At 29.2% G+C, this 18,892-nt stretch carries 16 protein-coding genes; 5 read left to right on the top strand and 11 right to left on the bottom strand.

Annotation, left to right across the window (positions count from 1 at the left end; translation table 11 throughout):
* Positions 1-209: 209 nt before the first annotated feature.
* From J3U20_RS08250 to J3U20_RS08240, 3 genes are all read right to left on the bottom strand, one after another.
* Positions 210-377: a hypothetical protein gene (locus J3U20_RS08250; RefSeq protein ID WP_160542616.1), complete on the bottom strand. Its 168-nt coding sequence runs from the start codon at positions 375-377 to the stop codon at positions 210-212.
* A 677-nt stretch (positions 378-1,054) separates the two neighbouring features.
* Positions 1,055-1,237 (bottom strand): hypothetical protein, encoded by a 183-nt coding sequence (locus J3U20_RS08245; RefSeq protein ID WP_160542617.1) that lies wholly within the window; start codon positions 1,235-1,237, stop codon positions 1,055-1,057.
* Positions 1,238-1,318: 81 nt separating this feature from the next.
* A complete protein-coding gene (locus J3U20_RS08240; RefSeq protein WP_160542618.1) occupies positions 1,319-3,700 on the bottom strand; it encodes a TonB-dependent receptor domain-containing protein in 2,382 nt (793 codons plus the stop codon).
* A gap of 478 nt (positions 3,701-4,178) precedes the next feature.
* On the opposite strand from J3U20_RS08240, the gene J3U20_RS08235 reads away from it, so the two are divergent.
* Genes J3U20_RS08235 through dtd form a run of 3 tightly spaced genes read left to right on the top strand, consistent with a single transcriptional unit; the run spans position 4,179 to position 6,370 of the window.
* Complete coding sequence (locus J3U20_RS08235; protein ID WP_160542619.1) at positions 4,179-4,964, top strand: exodeoxyribonuclease III; 786 nt, start codon at positions 4,179-4,181, stop codon at positions 4,962-4,964.
* 15 nt (positions 4,965-4,979) lie between these two features.
* Positions 4,980-5,900, top strand: a complete 921-nt coding sequence (locus J3U20_RS08230) for an OmpA/MotB family protein (protein ID WP_160542620.1) — start codon at positions 4,980-4,982, stop codon at positions 5,898-5,900.
* 17 nt (positions 5,901-5,917) lie between these two features.
* On the top strand, positions 5,918-6,370 hold the full coding sequence (gene dtd / locus J3U20_RS08225) for a D-aminoacyl-tRNA deacylase (protein ID WP_105297229.1): 453 nt from the start codon (positions 5,918-5,920) through the stop codon (positions 6,368-6,370).
* Between the two features lie 158 nt (positions 6,371-6,528).
* Here the strand turns inward: dtd and J3U20_RS08220 are convergent, their stop codons facing one another.
* From J3U20_RS08220 to J3U20_RS08195, 6 genes are all read right to left on the bottom strand, one after another.
* A complete protein-coding gene (locus J3U20_RS08220) occupies positions 6,529-7,779 on the bottom strand; it encodes an aminotransferase class I/II-fold pyridoxal phosphate-dependent enzyme (protein WP_105297230.1) in 1,251 nt (416 codons plus the stop codon).
* A gap of 23 nt (positions 7,780-7,802) precedes the next feature.
* Entirely contained in the window at positions 7,803-8,831 is a 1,029-nt protein-coding gene (locus J3U20_RS08215) for a PLP-dependent cysteine synthase family protein (protein WP_160542621.1), read from the bottom strand.
* A 147-nt stretch (positions 8,832-8,978) separates the two neighbouring features.
* Positions 8,979-10,139 carry a GlmU family protein gene (locus J3U20_RS08210; protein WP_160542622.1) on the bottom strand — a complete coding sequence of 387 codons (1,161 nt, stop codon included), beginning with the start codon at positions 10,137-10,139 and terminating at the stop codon, positions 8,979-8,981.
* Positions 10,140-10,283: 144 nt separating this feature from the next.
* Positions 10,284-10,973, bottom strand: a complete 690-nt coding sequence (locus J3U20_RS08205) for an SIR2 family NAD-dependent protein deacylase (RefSeq protein ID WP_160542623.1) — start codon at positions 10,971-10,973, stop codon at positions 10,284-10,286.
* 62 nt (positions 10,974-11,035) lie between these two features.
* Positions 11,036-13,099 (bottom strand): protein-disulfide reductase DsbD family protein, encoded by a 2,064-nt coding sequence (locus J3U20_RS08200; protein WP_160542624.1) that lies wholly within the window; start codon positions 13,097-13,099, stop codon positions 11,036-11,038.
* A gap of 275 nt (positions 13,100-13,374) precedes the next feature.
* Entirely contained in the window at positions 13,375-16,737 is a 3,363-nt protein-coding gene (locus J3U20_RS08195) for a hypothetical protein (protein ID WP_160542625.1), read from the bottom strand.
* A 281-nt stretch (positions 16,738-17,018) separates the two neighbouring features.
* Here J3U20_RS08195 and trxA point away from each other — a divergent pair, with 281 nt between their 5' ends.
* The gene (gene trxA, locus J3U20_RS08190) at positions 17,019-17,315 is read left to right on the top strand and encodes a thioredoxin (RefSeq protein WP_160542626.1); all 297 of its coding nucleotides are present in this window, start codon (positions 17,019-17,021) and stop codon (positions 17,313-17,315) included.
* On the opposite strand, the gene J3U20_RS08185 is transcribed toward trxA, so the two are convergent.
* Positions 17,312-17,767 (bottom strand): regulatory protein RecX, encoded by a 456-nt coding sequence (locus J3U20_RS08185; protein ID WP_160542627.1) that lies wholly within the window; start codon positions 17,765-17,767, stop codon positions 17,312-17,314. The genes trxA and J3U20_RS08185 overlap by 4 nt on opposite strands.
* A gap of 103 nt (positions 17,768-17,870) precedes the next feature.
* Here J3U20_RS08185 and J3U20_RS08180 point away from each other — a divergent pair, with 103 nt between their 5' ends.
* Positions 17,871-18,260 carry a hypothetical protein gene (locus J3U20_RS08180; RefSeq protein WP_160542628.1) on the top strand — a complete coding sequence of 130 codons (390 nt, stop codon included), beginning with the start codon at positions 17,871-17,873 and terminating at the stop codon, positions 18,258-18,260.
* Positions 18,261-18,425: 165 nt separating this feature from the next.
* Here the strand turns inward: J3U20_RS08180 and tssD are convergent, their stop codons facing one another.
* Positions 18,426-18,821 (bottom strand): type VI secretion system tube protein TssD, encoded by a 396-nt coding sequence (gene tssD / locus J3U20_RS08175; RefSeq protein ID WP_160542629.1) that lies wholly within the window; start codon positions 18,819-18,821, stop codon positions 18,426-18,428.
* Between the last annotated feature and the right edge of the window lie 71 nt (positions 18,822-18,892).

Raw genomic sequence — 18,892 nt, 5'->3', positions numbered from 1 at the left:
TAAGTTCTCTTCTATTACTAATTTTGAAAGATAAAATCCATTTATAACATATAATTCTTATTAGATATATAATTATTTTTAGATGATCATTTTTAATCTATTTTATCATCTATTGAAATTTATAATAGGTATAAATATTATTAAAAGTTATGTGCAGATTTTTCATTAAAAAACAGAGTGTTAAACAACACTCTGTTAAATTCTTAATCTTAAATTCGATTTAAAATCCTTGTAGTGCATCTATTAGCTGCCATACCTCCAAGTACTTCACATGAAGTTACTGCAGTAAATGATTTTGAAAATCCACCTTTTAAAACTGTTCCAGATGTTTTTAATGTTTCAAATTTTTTAACGTCTACTTTTTTTGTTGTTTTCATAATTTTAATTTTTAAATTAATATTAGAGTAACCTTTTTATGTCATGACTCATTTATGGACAATGATTGCAATCTTTATTTTATTTTAATATATTCTATTAGTATAAATTATTTTATATATAAATATCATTATGCTAAATGACAATTTGTAAAATATTAAGCATTCTAATATTATTATATTTCTTATACCGGATTGACTAATATTTTTACATTTTTTTACTTATTATAAATTTTAGATAACGAAATAAATTTATCTTTTATCGCTAATTTTAATTAGTAAACTTTAAGAAAAACGTTATGTATCATATAATTAATATACACATACAAATATAGAAAATTTATATTATAATTAAAATTATAAAATAATTTTTATAACATAAATACACATAATTATTAATAAAATTATTTAAATAGAAATTAAAAAAATACAATAATTAACAATAGTCAACTAAAAATTTTATAGATAATCTTTTCGAGTATTATTATATCAGCTAATTGAAATTATCCTATTAGAATTTATAAATTTTTACCTCTCATATTAAACAGGCTAAATTTTTATTTTTAACTCAATTTAGTAATAAAGAACTTTTATAAAACTAACCTAACATTTTTTAAACTTTTATATTCCAAAACAGAGTATTGCTGCTAACAATACTCTGTTAGACTAAAGTAAGATTGTTAACATTTCCATCTAACCGGACCCGTACATTTATTTATACAAATTCCTACATTCATACATCCACCCATTACATCCTTAGCATCAACTGCAGTTAATGATTTTGAAAAACCTCCTTTTAAAACTTCTCCTGACGTTTGTAATGTTTCAAATTTTTTAACGTCAACTTTTTTTGTTGTTTTCATATTTGAATAATTATTATAAATTTTAGAGTAACCTTTTTGTGTCTTGACTCATTTATGGACAACGATTGCAATCAGTATTTTTTATTTAATTCTATTCTGATCTTCTGTATTACTTCCCTCAATATTTTTTTCTTTTACTGTTGAACTTCCTAATTTATAGCTTAGTGATATTCGTATTGATGGAGATTCATAATACCCTCTATATTTAGCACTTATACCATTATTGGTGCTTTTATTTCTAAATTGATCTGCATTAAATAGATTAGTAACCTGTAAGGATAATTGCATTTTTTTATCCAACAGTAGAGCTTTAAAAAACATATCCATTTGTGTTAATGAATAATTTGTACTTAAAGCTCCTTGACTGCGCGGGTAATAAGAAATTATCAAGTCTGCTGACAATGTCTTACTTTTATTAAGGATAAATGTATTATTAGCTTGTATTCTACCCATAAATCCTTCTTGAGATTTATCCGTGATCGGATAAATTTTAGATTTTAAATATAGATATCCTCCGACTAACATTAGATTACTTTGCAACCAATTCAATTTAGTATAGGTAAAAGATTGAATGATGCCTACTCCGTAATTATCAAAATAATTCTCCACTTTTGTTGCTTGCACATAACTATCTTTATCCAAATAGGTAACATCGTTAAAGTTATCTTTTTGAACCATAAATTGTAAAATGGTTTGTATAATGTCTTTATAATAATAAGATAATTCAATACTGTTATTAATGACAGGTTTTAAAAAAGGGTTTCCTTCAGAATATTGATAGGGATTAGAATAATTCCTGAACGGATTAACAGAATTGTAATCCGGCCGGTCAATTCTTCTGGAATAGGTAAAAGAATAAGAATTATTCTCGTTTGCTTTATAAAGTATATATAAAGTTGGAAAAAATTTCAAATAATTATTTTTATTACGTTCATTAAGTGAAATGGAATTACCACGAGTTTGCGTATTTTCCATTCTAATCCCTAGTTGAATATCCCATTTTTTCATTTCTTTACTGGCTGAAACATAAAGAGCTTGCGAATTTTCTTTATATATAAAGTCATCTTGATGCGTTTTTTCAATTACACTCTCACCTTTTATCAGGTAATTCTTTAAACTGCTTTTCGTTTTCGTAAAAGATATTTTAGCACCGTATTGTAAGTTTATAAAAGAAATGGGGTAATCAATATCAACCTGGCCGCTATAATTATCAATATCTAGCGATCCCTTATTTTCAACTGGGAAATAACGCGTAATTAGATCGTTGTGAGTCCCATAAGAACGGGTTAAATAATTGTATTTTTTCTCAGTATTGTAGTTAAAATAATCAAAATTCAATTTTATTTTTTTACCTAAACTATCAATAATAAAATGTGAATACCAATTTAGTGAATTCAATCTTTTTGTAGAATTTTCATAGCTGTTAGTCCTGAGTAATGAATCTAATTTATTTTCATATGTTTGGAAATTTGTTATATCCTTATATCGAGAATGCGGTGCTGAATAATTGAGCAAATATTGTATTCCTGAATTCCATTTAGAGGTTAATTGATAATCTAACAAAAATTTTGAACTGAGTGTATTTTGATAATTTTTACCTGTTTCCTTTTCATCCCATAATTGCTCGGGATAATACACCTTACTTTTTTTTAAATTTTTGTAATTGCCGTTCGAGTAATTAGATGATAGGGCTAAGTTTAATTTATTTTTACTGTAAGTAAAGTTTGCCCCAAAATTACCTGATGCATAATACCCTTGTTTATATGAAGACGTAAGGTTAGATGCCCAAAAATCTTTTTTGATTTTTTTTAAATTTATATTTATAAGACCTGAGTTACCTTCTGCATCATATTGTGAAGGAGGCGTAGTTATAACTTCAATATTCTTTACCTGGTCAGAAGGGATACTTTTTAAATAATTAAATAAATCATCACCATTCAGAGAAACGATCTTATCATCAATCAGCACTTTTACCGAACTTTTACCTGTAAGAAATAATTGATTATTTCGTACCTCTATTCCCGGCATAAGGTGTAAAATATCTAAAACATCTGTTCCGGCGGATCCTATTGAATTTTCAATATTATAAATCGTTCGGTCAACTTTCTTTTCAATTAACCTTTTTTTTCCGGTAACTAATATCTCCTGTAATTCGTTAGGCGTTCTAATGGATAGTATACCTAAATCAGTATCTTCTTTAAGTTCCAAGCTTTGAGCATATAAAACTTCCTCCGATTCTTTAATGATCAAATTATAATTTCCTAGGGACAAATGATCAAAACGAAATTTACCTTCTTCTTTGACTATAACTTTTCCTACTATCGAATCTCGATTTGCCAGAATTACTTCAACTAAATGACCGGAATTAACTTTTTCAAATTTTATTTCTCCTTTAATATGAACCTTTTGAGAAAAACTTAGGAAGAACTGAAAGAATAAAACTAATAAAATATTAATCTTCATACAAGCACATTTATATCATTATCCATAGTTTTACAAATACATTTCATAAATGATTAATAATTAAATTACTCTAATTAAAAGAAATTTTTAAATTTTGATTTCCTGATCAGATACAACCTATAAAAACAGAGAACTTATAAAATTTAATACAGATAAATATAATGAATTCATAGTAATTTTGTTTTATTTAAAACACAAATTTATATTATAATAACATTTAAATAAAACTGAATTATATCATATTTTATTACTTCCCAATAAGTACTTATTCTTGAATACAACATTTTAAAATAAAATATCAATATTTTTTAAAATATTTTTTCTCTCTACTTATTAGCCAATGGTAAACTTCTAACTTTTTAAATAGTTACTTTATCCTATAAACTAATGATTTAAATAACATTTCTTTTTTAATTTATTAACAAGTAAAACGTTTTTTTATAAAAATCTGAAATATAAAAAACAGTACTTTTGTAAAATGAAACTATTGAGTTACAACGTTAACGGAATAAGAGCCGCATTAAATAAAGGCTTACTTGATTGGTTGAAATCTGCCAATCCTGATATACTTTGCTTGCAAGAAATAAAAGCACATACTGATCAATTCGACTCGACAGTATTTGAAAGTTTGGGTTATCATTCCTACTGGTTTCCAGCAGAAAAAAAGGGATATAGCGGAGTAGCAATTTTATCTAAAGAAAAACCAATTTCAGTGAAATATGGTTGTGATGAGCAAGAATACGATCAAGAAGGAAGAGTATTACAAGCAAATTTTGAAAACTTTTCAGTTTTAAGTGTATATGTTCCCTCTGCAACCAATATTTCTCGTTTAGGTTTTAAAATGAAATTTTGCGAATATTTATTAAATTATATTAAAAAATTAGAAAAGGATTTTAAAAACCTTATTATTAATGGCGATATAAATATTTGTCATAAAGCCATAGACATCAATGATCCGGTTCGCAATGCTAAAGTGTCAGGATTTCTTCCAGAAGAAAGAGAATGGATGGACCGTTTCTTTGAACAATGTAATTTGGTAGATACTTTACGAGTTTTTAATCATGAACCCAATCAATATTCGTGGTGGACATACCGTGTAAAAACAGCCAGAAGTAATAATAAAGGATGGCGCATCGATTACACTTTGGTTACCAAGCCTTTGGTAAAACATTTACAAAGAGCTTATATTTTAACTCAAGCAGTACACTCCGACCATGCTCCGGTAGGTATCGATTTCGACTTAAATAAAACACAAAATCTTTAATTAAATTATCTAATTATGAAAAAAGCAACTTGTATTATTTCTCTAGTAATTCTCGCCGCATCGTGTGTACCTCAATCCAGATACGATGAATTGGAAAAAAAATATTATGCTTCATTGCAAGGAGAAAGAAAAAGTCAAAAAGCAATTCAAGAAAAAGAAAACGAATTAAAATCTTTATCCGACCAATATTCATCATTACAAGAACAACAAGACGCCCTGGCTAAAAAGAAAGCACAGCTTGATGCTGAATATTCAGATCTTCAAATAGAATATGCTACACGACTTAAAGATATGGAAGATCTTAAAGCCAAAAACGCACAAATAGCTGATCAAGTTCAAAGTACGGAACAATCCAGAAAAAAAATATTAAATGAATTAGAGCAAACCCAAGGTCAGCTACAAGAAAAAATTAGAAGAATTAATGAGCTGGAAAACTTAATTTCTCAACAAAAAGAATCGGTTTCCAAATTAAAAAACAAACTTCAAATCGCTTTAAAAAATTATTCAGGAAAAGGAATTACTGTTGAAGAAAAAGATGGAAATATTTACGTTTCCATGGAGAATAAACTTCTGTTTCCATCAGCAAGTTGGACGGTGGAAACGGAAGGTATAAAAGCGCTTCACGACCTTTCCGAAGTTTTATCTAAAGATAAAAATTTAAATATAATTATTCAAGGGCATACGGATTCCGATAAATATGCCGGTAGCGGAAGCATTAAAGACAATTGGGATTTATCTGTAATGCGTGCAACCGCCATAACTAAAATTCTTCAATCCGAAGGAGTTTCGCCTAAGCAAATGACCGCTTCCGGTAAAAGTGAATATGCTCCTCTAGCCAGTAATTCCACAGCTACCGGAAAAGCAGCTAATAGAAGGGTTGACATTATTATAGCTCCTAATTTGAGTGAAATTACTAAAATTTTAAATGATTTATAATTTTAAGATTTAATTTTATGCGAGTGGTTATCCAAAGAGTTTTAGAATCTTCCGTGAAAGTTGATAATAAAATAGTTGGCCAAATTGATCATGGTTTGTTGATACTTTTAGGTATTGAGGAAGCAGACAACCGGGAAGATATAGATTGGTTATCTAATAAAATTTGTAACCTTCGAATATTTAATGATGAAAATGAAATAATGAATAAATCAATTTTGGATATTGGAGGGGATATTTTATTAGTAAGCCAATTTACCCTTCATGCTTCCACAAAAAAAGGTAACAGACCCAGTTATATAAAAGCTGCAAAACAAGAATTTGCCAATACTATGTATGAAAAATTTAAAGATCAATTATCCAATATATTATCAAAGCCTGTCCAATCCGGGATATTCGGTGCAGATATGAAAGTTTCTTTACTCAATGATGGTCCGGTAACCATTCTCATAGATTCTAAAAATAAAGAATAATTAAAATAGATAGTTATTCAAATTAAAAGAGTTTTTTTTAAACTTTCACCTTTTGATTAATAATTTGAATACTTAAAAATAAATTGAAAACTTACCGCATAAAAAAACCTGATTATTTTAAATAATCAGGTTTTTATTCTTTTATTTAAACAGAAAGATTAAATATTTAAATTTAAATCTGTCATTTGTTGTTTATATACACCTCCAACCAGCTTGTCTCTAACAGCTTCGAAAGCATCCAAGGTTTTATCAATTTCTTCATCTGTATGTGAAGCCGTTGGTATTAAACGTAAAAGTATCATTCCTTTAGGAATAACCGGATATACTACAACACTGGTAAAAATTTTATAATTTTCACGAATATCTTTAATTAATAAAGTAGCCTCGATTGGATCTCCCTGCATATATACAGGAGTTACACAAGTATTGGTTTTACCGATATCAAATCCCCTGGCTTTCAACCCCTCTTGAAGTTTTTTTACGTTATGCCACAGTTTATCTTTAAGTTCGGGTTTACTTCGTAATAATTCCAATCTTTTTAACGCACCTATTACCATAGGCATCGGCAAAGATTTAGCGAAAATTTGAGATCTTAAATTGTATTTTAAATATCTGATTATTTCTTTATTAGAAGCTACAAATGCACCTATTCCGGCCATAGATTTTGCAAATGTTGAAAAATAAACATCTATACCGTCCTGGCAGCCTTGCTCTTCTCCTGCTCCTGCTCCTGTTTTACCAAGTGTACCGAATCCGTGAGCGTCATCAACTAATAATCTAAAATTGTATTTCTTTTTCAGTTCTACAATTTCTTTTAACTTACCTTGCTCTCCTCTCATTCCGAAAACTCCCTCGGTGATAACTAAAACACCACCTCCTGATTCTGCTGCATTTTTTTCCGCTCTTTTCAGGTTTTTTTCCAAGCTTTCTATATCGTTGTGCTGATAGGTAAATCTTTTTCCAAAATGAAGTCTAACTCCATCAACTATACAAGCATGGCTATCTACATCGTAAACGATTACATCATTTTTAGAAACCAATGTATCTATAATCGATAACATTCCCTGGTATCCAAAGTTTAATAAATAAGCTGATTCTTTGTTTGCAAAATTAGCCAATTGTTTTTCCAATTCTTCATGGTAATGAGTCTGACCCGACATGGCTCTCGCTCCCATTGGATAAGCCATACCATATTGAGCTGCTGCATCTGCATCTGCTTTTCGTACTTCAGGATGATTAGCCAATCCTAAATAATCATTAATGCTCCAGATGATCATGTCATTACCCTTGAATTTCATTCTTGGGCTGATTTCTCCTTCTAGAACAGGAAATATATATTCTCCTTCCCCATAGTCCGCATATTTAGCTAGTGGACCGGGATTATTTTTTATTCTTTCAAAAATATCCATTGTTACAATTTAACCAAAGTTAGTTATATTTTTTCTACAGTAGCGTGAGATTCTAACCCATTCAATTTGCTGTTAACAAAACCTTGAGATGCCATCCATTCATCACTGAAAACTTTAGTCATATATCTGGAACCGTGATCCGGAAAAATTAAAACAGCCAATGAGTTATCACTAAAAGTATCTGCTATTGTACGTGCTGCTGTTAAGCTTGCTCCACTGGTATATCCTACCATCATTCCTTCTTTTAGAGCTAATTCTCTGGTAGCATAGGCACTGGGCTCATCTGATACTTTAACGTATTGATCGATAACAGAAAAATCTAAAGCACCCGGGATTAAATTTTTACCTAAACCTTCAATTTGATAAGGCTTGATCTCGTTACGGTCTAATTCTCCTGTTTCAAAATATTTTTTTAATACTGAACCTACTGCATCCACTCCTATTACTTTAATATCAGGATTTTTTTCTTTGAGAAACTGTGCAGCTCCCGTAAGTGTTCCTCCGGTTCCTGTACATCCAATAAGATGGGTAATTTTGCCTTGCGTTTGCTCCCAAATTTCAGGTCCTGTACTTAAATAATGAGATTTTGTGTTTTCTTTATTAAAATATTGATTAATATATAAGGAATTAGGGGTATTTGCTGCTATTCTTTTGGCAACTTCATAATAGGATCTGGGATCATCTGCCGGAACATTAGCCGGACATAAATAAACTTTAGCTCCCATTGCTCTAAGAAAAGAGATTTTTTCAGGTTTTGTTTTATCGCTAACAGCTACTATACATTTATAGCCTTTCACGATACTTACCATAGCTATGGAAAAACCTGTATTTCCTGAAGTTGTTTCAACTATAGTTGCTCCTGGCTTTAATAAACCTTGTTTTTCAGCATTTTCAATAATATGAAGCGCAATTCTGTCTTTAGTTGAGTGTCCGGGATTATAGCATTCTAATTTTGCAAAAAAAGAACCTTTCATTCCTTCTGTTACTCTGTTTAAGCGAACTAACGGCGTATTGTTAATTAACTCAAGAACATTATTATAAGTTCCAGCCATCCTATCTTATTATTAATTTATATAATTAATTTAAGGGGCAAATTTATAATTTTTTTTTCTTACAAAAAATTTAACTGAATGAAATTTAACATATACAAATTGATTAAAAATTTATATCATACTTTATTAGAAAATCCGTATAAATTATTAGTAATTGTTATAGATATATTCTATAATTTTCTTATCCTGTTCAGATAATTCAATTCCCCTTCTTTTCATAGTCTTTTCTGCAACTTCAAATACTTGTTCCAATTTAAAGTTAGGACTCTCTGATTTACCGCCCCATGAAAAAGATTTTATAATATTAGGTGGAAAACCGGAAGTAAATATATTGGCCGAAACCCCTACTACCGTGCCGGTATTAAATTGTGTATTAATAGCTGATTTAGAATGATCTCCCATGATCATCCCTGCAAATTGTAATCCTGACTTAATAAACTTTTGTTTTGTATAATTCCAAAGCTTAACTTCTGCATAATTATTTTTTAAGTTTGAGGAGTTGGTATCAGCTCCCAAATTACACCATTCACCTATTACCGAATTTCCTACAAAACCGTCATGTCCTTTATTTGAATATCCTAAGATTATAATATTATTTACTTCTCCGCCCACTTTGGAATACGGTCCGACTGTTGTTGCGCCATAAACTTTGGCTCCCATATTTATTTTAGAACCCGTACCTAAGGCAAAGGAACCTCGAATCATCGCTCCTTCCATAATTTCAGAATTTTTTCCTAAATAAATAGGTCCTTCTTTGGTATTGAGTATTGCACATTCGGCTACGGCTCCTTCTTCAACAAATAGTTGTGAGGGATCTCCTATGATTCTAACGGTATTAGATAAGGTACATGATTTTCTGCCTTGTGTAATTAATTGGAAATCATAAGTAATGGCTTCTGAATTATAAGTAAACAAATCCCAAGGATATTGTATGTGAAAGCTTTCAAATGTTATATCCAATTTTTTTACAAAATTATTTAATTGAAAATTTTCAAGAGTAGTTTTTGCTGCTACCAACTCTTCCTGATAATAAAAAGCTTCTCCGAATTTTAAATTTTTTAATTGGAAAATAAAATCTTGATTTGGAAAATAAGCGGGATTTATAAATACGTTTTCTTCTTCATTTTGAAGAGTATATTTTTCTGAAAGATATCTTTGAGTTAGATAAGAGATTTTTTCCGTTTGAAAAATAAGTTTCCATCTTTCCGCAAATGTTAATATTCCCATCCTTAGTTCTGCCACCGGTCGCGTAAACGTTAAGGGTAAAAGATCGGAATACTCTTTCCCATCAAAAAGAATAATATTCATAGTATACTTTATTATTTTTTCAAATATAAAAAATTATATCATAGTTTTTATTCTTTTATTTCCGTTAAAAACTTTAATTATTTTATATATAAAATTGTTAAAATACTGACTCTCTATTTTTTAATAATGCCTTATTATTTATTTTTATAAAGCGTTCGCATAATGCTCTTTAAAATATTCCAATCCTTCGGATGCTCCTTTTTGTATGAATATGATATCATTGCGTAATGAGGTTCGGAACGGTTTAGGATCTATGACAAATATTTTTGAGGTTACCGGCACAAAATCAAGTAAAGATGCAGCCGGATATACTTGAAGCGAACTTCCAATGACTAAAAAAATATCGGCATTTTGAGTTATTTCAATGGCATTTTCCATTTCAGGAACCATTTCTCCAAACCATACTATATGAGGACGTAATTGCCCACCATCTTCTGCTAAGTCCCCCATATGAACATCTTGTAATGTATCATAAATAAGTGATTCATTAGTTTCGCTTCTTACTTTTGTCAGTTCACCGTGTAAATGAAGTATATGTGTTGATTGAGCTCTTTCGTGAAAATTGTCAACATTTTGAGTTATAATTGAAATATCAAAAATGGATTCCAATTCTTTGAGCAAATGATGCCCCCGATTCGGGTCATGTTTTTGCAACTCGGCTCTGCGCATATTATAAAAATTCTGCACTAATTCCGGGTTTTTATACCATCCTTCTATGGAGGCTACTTCTTGCACTTTATAATTTTCCCATAATCCACCTGAATCTCTGAATGTGCTTAAACCGCTTTCAGCACTCATTCCTGCTCCTGTTAATACAACTAATTTTTTTTTCATATTTTATGCACTCAATTAGTTAACTAATTATTTTTAAATATAAGTTCTCTTCTTTTAAAATCTTATTTTAACTCATCATAAGTAGTATATCCACATAGCAGAAAATTTTTAAATTCTTCTTTATCCATATAACCTGCAACCGGAAAATTCAAAATTCTATTATCCGGTGTTACTAATACGTAGAATGGTTGAGAATTGGAATTAAAGTTCTCCCTTTGAAAAGTAGACCATTTATTTCCTATAGTTTTAATTTTTCTTTTTCTTCCATCTTTTAAATGAAGGGTTTGTTGCTCACTATTAGGCAATTCTTCTGAGTCATCAACATATAAAGATGAAATTATGAATTTATCGTGTAAGATATTCCAAATATCCGGTTCACTCCACACATATTCTTCCATTTTTCGGCAATTTTCACATCCATAACCAGTAAAATCAATGAGAATGGGTTTATTTTCCTTTTTTGCCATTTCCCTTGCTTTCTCATAGTCATGAAAGATGGTCAATCCTAAAACCCCATTTTTTTGGTTGTTTGGATATATGCTAATTTGCATAGGTGGAGTAAGTCCACTAAGCAATTTTAAATTAGGCTTTTCTGAAGGAAACAATCCGGGGATCATATAAATTCCAATCAGTCCAAAGAGACAAGCCCAAATTATTCTTCCTATATTGATTTTTACTTTTTTATTATCGTGAGGAAATTTAATTACACCTAATAAGTATAATACAATTGAAATACAAATAAGGATCCAGATCGCGATAAAAATTTCTCTTTTCAACAAGAAAGTTTTAGCTACTAAATCTGCTTTTGATAAAAATTTGAAAGCTAAAGCCAATTCTAAAAAACCTAAAACAACTTTAACGGTATTCATCCATCCTCCTGATTTAGGCATCGCATGTAAAAATTGAGGAAACAATGCAAATATTCCAAACACTAGTGCCCAAGCTAATCCACATCCTCCAAATGCTACGGTCAACTGATTCGGGTTTTGAATTGCATTCGCCAGTATGCTTCCTAAAACAGGACCGGTGCATGAGAATGAAACGATTACCAGGGTTAAAGCCATGAAAAAAAGACCTATTATACCTCCCGATTCGGAAGCTTTGTCAGATTTATTAGCCATCCATCCGGGTAACGTTATATCGTAATATCCAAAAAAACTAAAAGCAAACAGTATAAAAATCACAAAAAAGATTAAATTCAACCAAACATTGGTGGCAATCTGATTAAAAATGTCCGGATTTATGCCACTTATAAGATGAAAGGGCAGTGTGAATAATACGAAAATTAACACTATGAAAAAAGCGTAAATCAAGGCATCTCTCTTGCCTTCTTTTTTACTTTTAGCATGTTTGGTAAAATAGGATATGGTTAATGGAATCATAGGATATACACATGGGGTTAGCAAAGCTACCAATCCTCCTAAAAAACCAAATGTAAAAATCCATATATAACCTTCTTTTTTAATTATCCTATCTCCGCAATCTTTATTTATGGGTTCAGCTATATTAAAGCCGGGTATAATGATCTGATTTTTATTGCTTTCTGCAATTGTTTTTATTGGTTGAACGGAATCTTTTATTGGAGTTGAAGGAACGGAATCTATTTTTGGATTCGGTTGAGTCAATTGCTTAATTGTGTCTTTGAGTAAGACCGTTGACTTATCTTGATTTATTGACTTAGGGATCAATTTGAATGAAAAGGTTTCTTCATCAGGTGCTAAACATACTTTATCATTGCATATCTGATATTCAACATCTGCTTCAAATACAACCGGTTTAGAACCTAAAACCTCAACTCGTTGCCTATATTCAACTTTATTGGAATAATAAATCAAAGTTCCTTCAAATACATCGGAATATTCTTCAATTTTTTTACCAATTTCTTTAGTTGGACCAATTAGTTTTATAGAAGAATTTTTGGGGTATGAAAATGAAGTTGGAATTGCATTTTCAACCTTTATATCTTTGGAATATACATGCCACCCCGATTCTAAAATTGCAGTGAATACGGCTTCATAGATATTATCTTTTTCATGTTTTATTTCCGATTTCCACTGGATAGGATTCTTAACTTGAGCATTGGCTACTAGGGCAAGAACAAAAAAAATCCAAATCAGTTTTTTCATGATAAGCTTTATGTTAGAATTATTTAGTTTATGAACCAAATGTAATAAATTTCACAAATATAATCGACCGATTTTATCTTAATTTTACTTTGAAAAGCCCATCTTTTTTTTCCAAAAATGACAGTAAAATTTAAAATTTTTCTTATTTATTAAATGGTTATTATCTGATTTTTAAACACTTCATGATTGAAACAATACATGATTGATTACCAAATTACAATCATTTATTCAAAATTTTTTTGTTATATCTTATCTTTAAGTGTTGAATTTAATGATTAAAACGAAGCTTTTATCTGAACACTTCCCGTATGTATGGTTTTTGAATCTTCACTTTTGCGACCATCGTATATAATATTCAATGTAAAAACAGTGCTAAGTTCTCGTTGAAGGTATGCTTTCCATATCATATTTTTTCCACTTAATAACCCTTCCATCATCTGACTGGATACCAAGGAAAAATTATTTCCTTTTAATTCATTTTTTATATATGAAAAAGTGCCGGTAAGAGAGGTTCTTTTCTCATCATTCCAATGGCATTCAAATCCGGCTTGTTTCCATTCTAACCGTTCATTTCCTAATTTGTTTTTTTTATGTTGATACTTTAGTAAGGCTCTTAGGCTGATATTTTTTTGAATTTCATAGGTTAATGAAGGATGAAAAGCTGTTGTTTCAATGGTAAATCGTTTGGTAACAAAAAGTTGAGATCTACTTTTATCTGTGATAAAATTATTTTGAAGAGAAAAAATCCATAAATCCCATGGTTTATAATTTACTAAAGTTTGAAAATTGACACTATTTCTTTTGTCTTTTCCGGTAAATATAAATTGTGTAGAGTTATTTTCCATGAATTGAAAAGCTCCGGTCCATTTGTGTACACTGATTCGATTAAATGATAAATTTGTAGTTATATTCTGTGTCTGAGTCAAGAGATCTTTATTGGAAAACGGATTAAGTTCAACGGTTTTATTTTTTTTCTTGTAAGATGAAATTGATTGAAAAGCAGATTGTAAGGTTATTCTTTTCCACCAGTCGGAATTAAGAAAACGAGAGGGATGTACATGTATGGTAAACAGTAATTTATTATTATTTGATTTTAAATAGTTTACATTGTCTGTATAAACTCGTATATATTGTGCTTGATCGCTGAATTCTGCCACTTCAAATTCATCAATTTCCTCTATACCGTTCCCATTATAATCCGTCCATTTATAAATGCCTTTTCCATCCGTCACTTTTACATATTTAAATTCTCTTTGAGCTTCCTGACCACTCGACAACTCATATTCAGAATTTAAGACTAATCCGCTTTTAAGTAACATTTTATTCCAATGAATAGATCCTAATAGGAAATTTTCATCTTTTTGATTTGTATATATAGCTTTACTGTAATGCACTTTACGATAATGGAAATCAATATTTAAATTATGATTTTGAGATTGTATCAATTGATTGTTTATGATCGTTCCATAGGAAGTGGTAAAATTTTTCAGTTTACCAATACGTACGGAATCATCTGTTCTGGCATAAATTTTTAATTCGGTAAAAATTTTTGCGCTATCTGTGAGTAAGGTTGCATATATTTCATTCCAGTTAAAACTGGATGAGGTATATTTTGACAGCAAATTGTTTTTAACTTTGTTGGTTTCTCCTTTTAAACCGATTCCTACTTTCACCTTTCCTATTTGTTGATTAACTTCCGAAATATGCTTTATAAAATTTGAATGGATACTGTCTTGTTGTTTGGAATATAAATAACTAACATTTGTAGATATGGCTGTATTATTAGCAGTATATCCCAGGTGTATATCATTTTTGTATCCTTTATAAAAATTTTCTTCTTCTAAATAATTCAAGGTGTAATTTAATTTCCATTTTTCATATAGTATGTTTTGCCAACCCAGACTTAATTGGTTCTGATTTATACCATTGAATTCTTGTGAAATATTAAAATCCCTATCGAATTCAACTTGATTAATTCTTTCTAAGATGTGAAAGTTTTTTTGAATAAAAATATGGGATAAATTAAAATTACTTTTCCAATATTTTTTATCTATATTCTTATTTAAATATAATTTGCTTGCAAATCCTTTATTTTTGCCATTTCCAATAGACGAAAACGTATTTTCATCATGATCGCTTAGTGCCAAATTAACACCCAAATTACCTTTATTAAACCTATATTCTGCATGAGTTGAAACTATTTGTGTTTTTTGAGGTGGAATCAATTGGGTTACGGGTTCATATTCCCCTTGTAATATGCCGTCAATTGGAGGAATATACTCATATACACGACCATTTACAGGAAGTGATACAATTTTATAATTTCCTTTATTAGCCCCCATATAGGTAAATGAAAGTGTATATAATTCTTCTGAATTATCGGTTGAATATTGATAAATTAATTCTTGACCCGTATTAATTTTTTTATATAAAATTTTGTTTGGATCATATTCGGTTAATACCGCATTCGGCGCATACATTCGGTCTATTTCGTTTCCTGCTTCACGTAAAACTTCTTTTTGTTTATCTGTCAGTTCCTGATTACTAGCTTTGGTATCATTTTCAGAAAATATATTGGCACTAAAAGTAAATCTTTCGGATTGATATTTTCCACCCGTATATAGTAAAAAACGAGTATAAGTAGTGGTATTATAAATATATTCTACTACTATACGACTATTGGATGAAATATAGGTTTTAGAGGTGAAAGTAAGTTCTCCCGTATTATAATTGATCGTATAATCTTGATCTTCGCCCCTTTTTAATAACGCACCGTTCATATAAACTTTTTCTGACCCTGATAATACAATTATAAAAAGTTCTCCTTGTTTTCCTTTTAATTTATAAGGCCCTTGATTTCCTTCTATTCCGGTAAATTTCATTCGATTAAATTCTCCTCTGGAAAGTGAACCTAAAGCATATAAATCGGTAAATGAATTTGTACGTTTTATTCGTGTTCCAATTTGCATACCCGTAATCTTTCTCGAGAAATTGGCAAAATAATCTTGTTCTTGAATCAAATCTAAATGTCCCGCTCTTAAGTAAGAATTTTTATTAGAAAGCTCAATATAGATTTTATCAAATTCATCCAATCGTTGGGTATATCCGTCGGCTTGTATAGGTATATTATGATCCGATATAGCTGCTTTTATCATAACATCTTTGCTTAAATGACCGGATAGCTCTAAATCCAATGAAGACTGAACGGAAGCACTTTGATTGGTTCCAAAAGTGATTCCTCTAATTAAGGTCCCTGAACTTGTCAAATTTTGAAAAAATTCATTATTTTTCTTTACTTTTTCAGTTATTTCATATAGTTTTAAAGGCTTATTAATTCTCACTATTAGTGACGTATCTTTAGAATAAATTATTTTTTCTTTTTTTTCAGGAAATAGGTAATAACAAATTTTTAATTCCTGACCTATCAATAAAGGATCTATTTTTATCGCATTTAGTGACGAATGGTATGAGTATAATTTAGGGTTTATTTCTTCATTATTTTTATTCTTTATGGAAATCGGCTCAGGTATAATCGTTAGAGAATCAAGTACTACTAAGGTGTCCTTTATTACAATTTTTTTACACTTGAAATTTGGATTTTTCCAATCAATATCCTGAGCCTGGATAAATAATCCCAAGCATATAGTAATTAGTATGAATATTGATCTACTTAGCAATTTTATAAATTAACGAATTTATACTTTTTTTTGATATACCCATTAATTGATAAAACTTTATTTTATTCAATAAATTTTACTCATTACAATTTAGTTTACTACTTTTAATAACATTATCTTAATCTTCAACTAAAAAAATCAAAATTATTTTTCAATAATGAAATTGTATTTAATAAATAACGATAAATAATCTACCCAACGGTTTAATTTTTGTAATACTATAAATAATAAATGAAATATTTATGTCAAATTTTACCGAAATAATTCAAGGAAATAAAACCGTGTTAATTGATTTTTCCGCAGAATGGTGTCAACCCTGTAAAATGTTAGCACCAATATTGAAAGAGGTTAAAGAAAAAATTGGAGATAAAGCAACAATTATTAAAATTGATATAGATAAAAATCAAAAATTGGCAAGTGCATATCATATTCAATCAGTACCTACCTTAATTATTTTTAAAAAAGGAGAAATAAAATGGAGAGAAAGCGGCGTAAGAGCTGCACAAGAAATCATAGATTTATTAAATCAATACTTTTAATAATTCTTAAGTATTTCGTTGATTAAATTGTATTCATACCCTTTTTGTAATAGATAATTATATATTTTTTTCTTTTTTAAATATATTTCAGATTCCCTAATAATATTCCATTTTTTTTCAGTCAACTCCATGAGAGTTGATTTATAATCATCCTCATTGATTTCTTCAATCCCTTTATCTATTAAATTAGTTGGAATTCTCTTTTGCTTTAATCCTTGCTTAATTTTAATCTTCCCCCATTTTTTTTGATAAAATTTTCCTCTAGCATATGATTTAGAAAATCTTTCCTCATTCAAAAAATTATTTTGTATCAACCATATGAGTATTTCCCCCCTCTCATCCTCATTTAAAGTTCTTAATTCTTTCAATTTTTGTTCAACCTCATAATGACTGCGATCTTGATAGACGCAATAATCTGCTAATTTTTTTTTTATTTGGGACAAATCAAGCACGACATCTTATTTAAATACTAAAATATAAAAAAGTTTCAAAATTTTTGTATTAAGTTTATTAACCCGATTTTTTAAGTATTTTTAGAACAATAATTTTTAGAACATGAAATCATTTAAGAGCTATTTACATATATTTTTCGTTGTAACTACTTTTTCAATTTCCTATGCGCAAAATAATAATTCTTTTAAGCCAGAAGAAATTACTGAAAAGCAAATCACAACGTTAGATAAAGACCTAATCCTTGACGATTTTCAAAAATTAGAGCTTAAAGAATTCATATTAGAAAAAACTACATATCTAAAAAATGTAATGGATACCGGTATTGACAATCAAGAGATACGATTTTTGATTGAAAACAACAACAGGGAAATTGATTTTAAATTAAAAGAAGTATTATCAACTGAACAGTTTGATAAATATTTAAAACTAAAACGGGAAAGAGCGATTAATCCGGATCAGAAAAAAAAGAAAAAAAGAAAAACATCTAATTAAATTTTTGAAATCTATCACATTTTTTAGTAAAGTTAAGCAATGATCTCTATACGATATTATTTTATATTTTAAACAAGAAAGGCGATAAAATCGCCTTATTTGTCAACTTAATTAATTTAATAAAATTTAAAATTTTTAATTATGATTTTATATAGATATACTTAATTATCCAATTTTCCAAACATTTTCATAAGCCACATTGCTTATAGAAAGTGATTTTGCAACTATTATAAGGTTAATTTTCATTGGTTCATTATTTACAGAGTCAAACTCCTCTGAAAATTCAATGCAATAACCTTTTTCAAATTTTACCTCTTGTAGTTTACTCATGGCATCTCTACGATAAAATATAATCTTTGCATCTTTGGTTTTTTCTGTGGATAACATCCAATCAACAAAATAGGGTGCTCCTGTACTTTCAATCGTTAAATGGATTTGCCCTCCACGGATAGTAGCTTGTGGTTTTCCTGTACTATCTACTCCTTGATTAAAGCTATATTTACATTTGAGAACATTATGAGTATTACCATCCATTTCCAATTTAGCTAAGAATGACGACATATTGATTAAAATTTTGTTAAATAAAACTTATTGAATAATTTTTAAATGAAAGGGAATTGATTAAATTCCCT

Origin of the sequence: Apibacter sp. B3919 (assembly GCF_026537405.1) — a bacterium.
Lineage (GTDB): Bacteria > Bacteroidota > Bacteroidia > Flavobacteriales > Weeksellaceae > Apibacter.
This window is presented reverse-complemented; position numbering and strand designations above follow the sequence as displayed.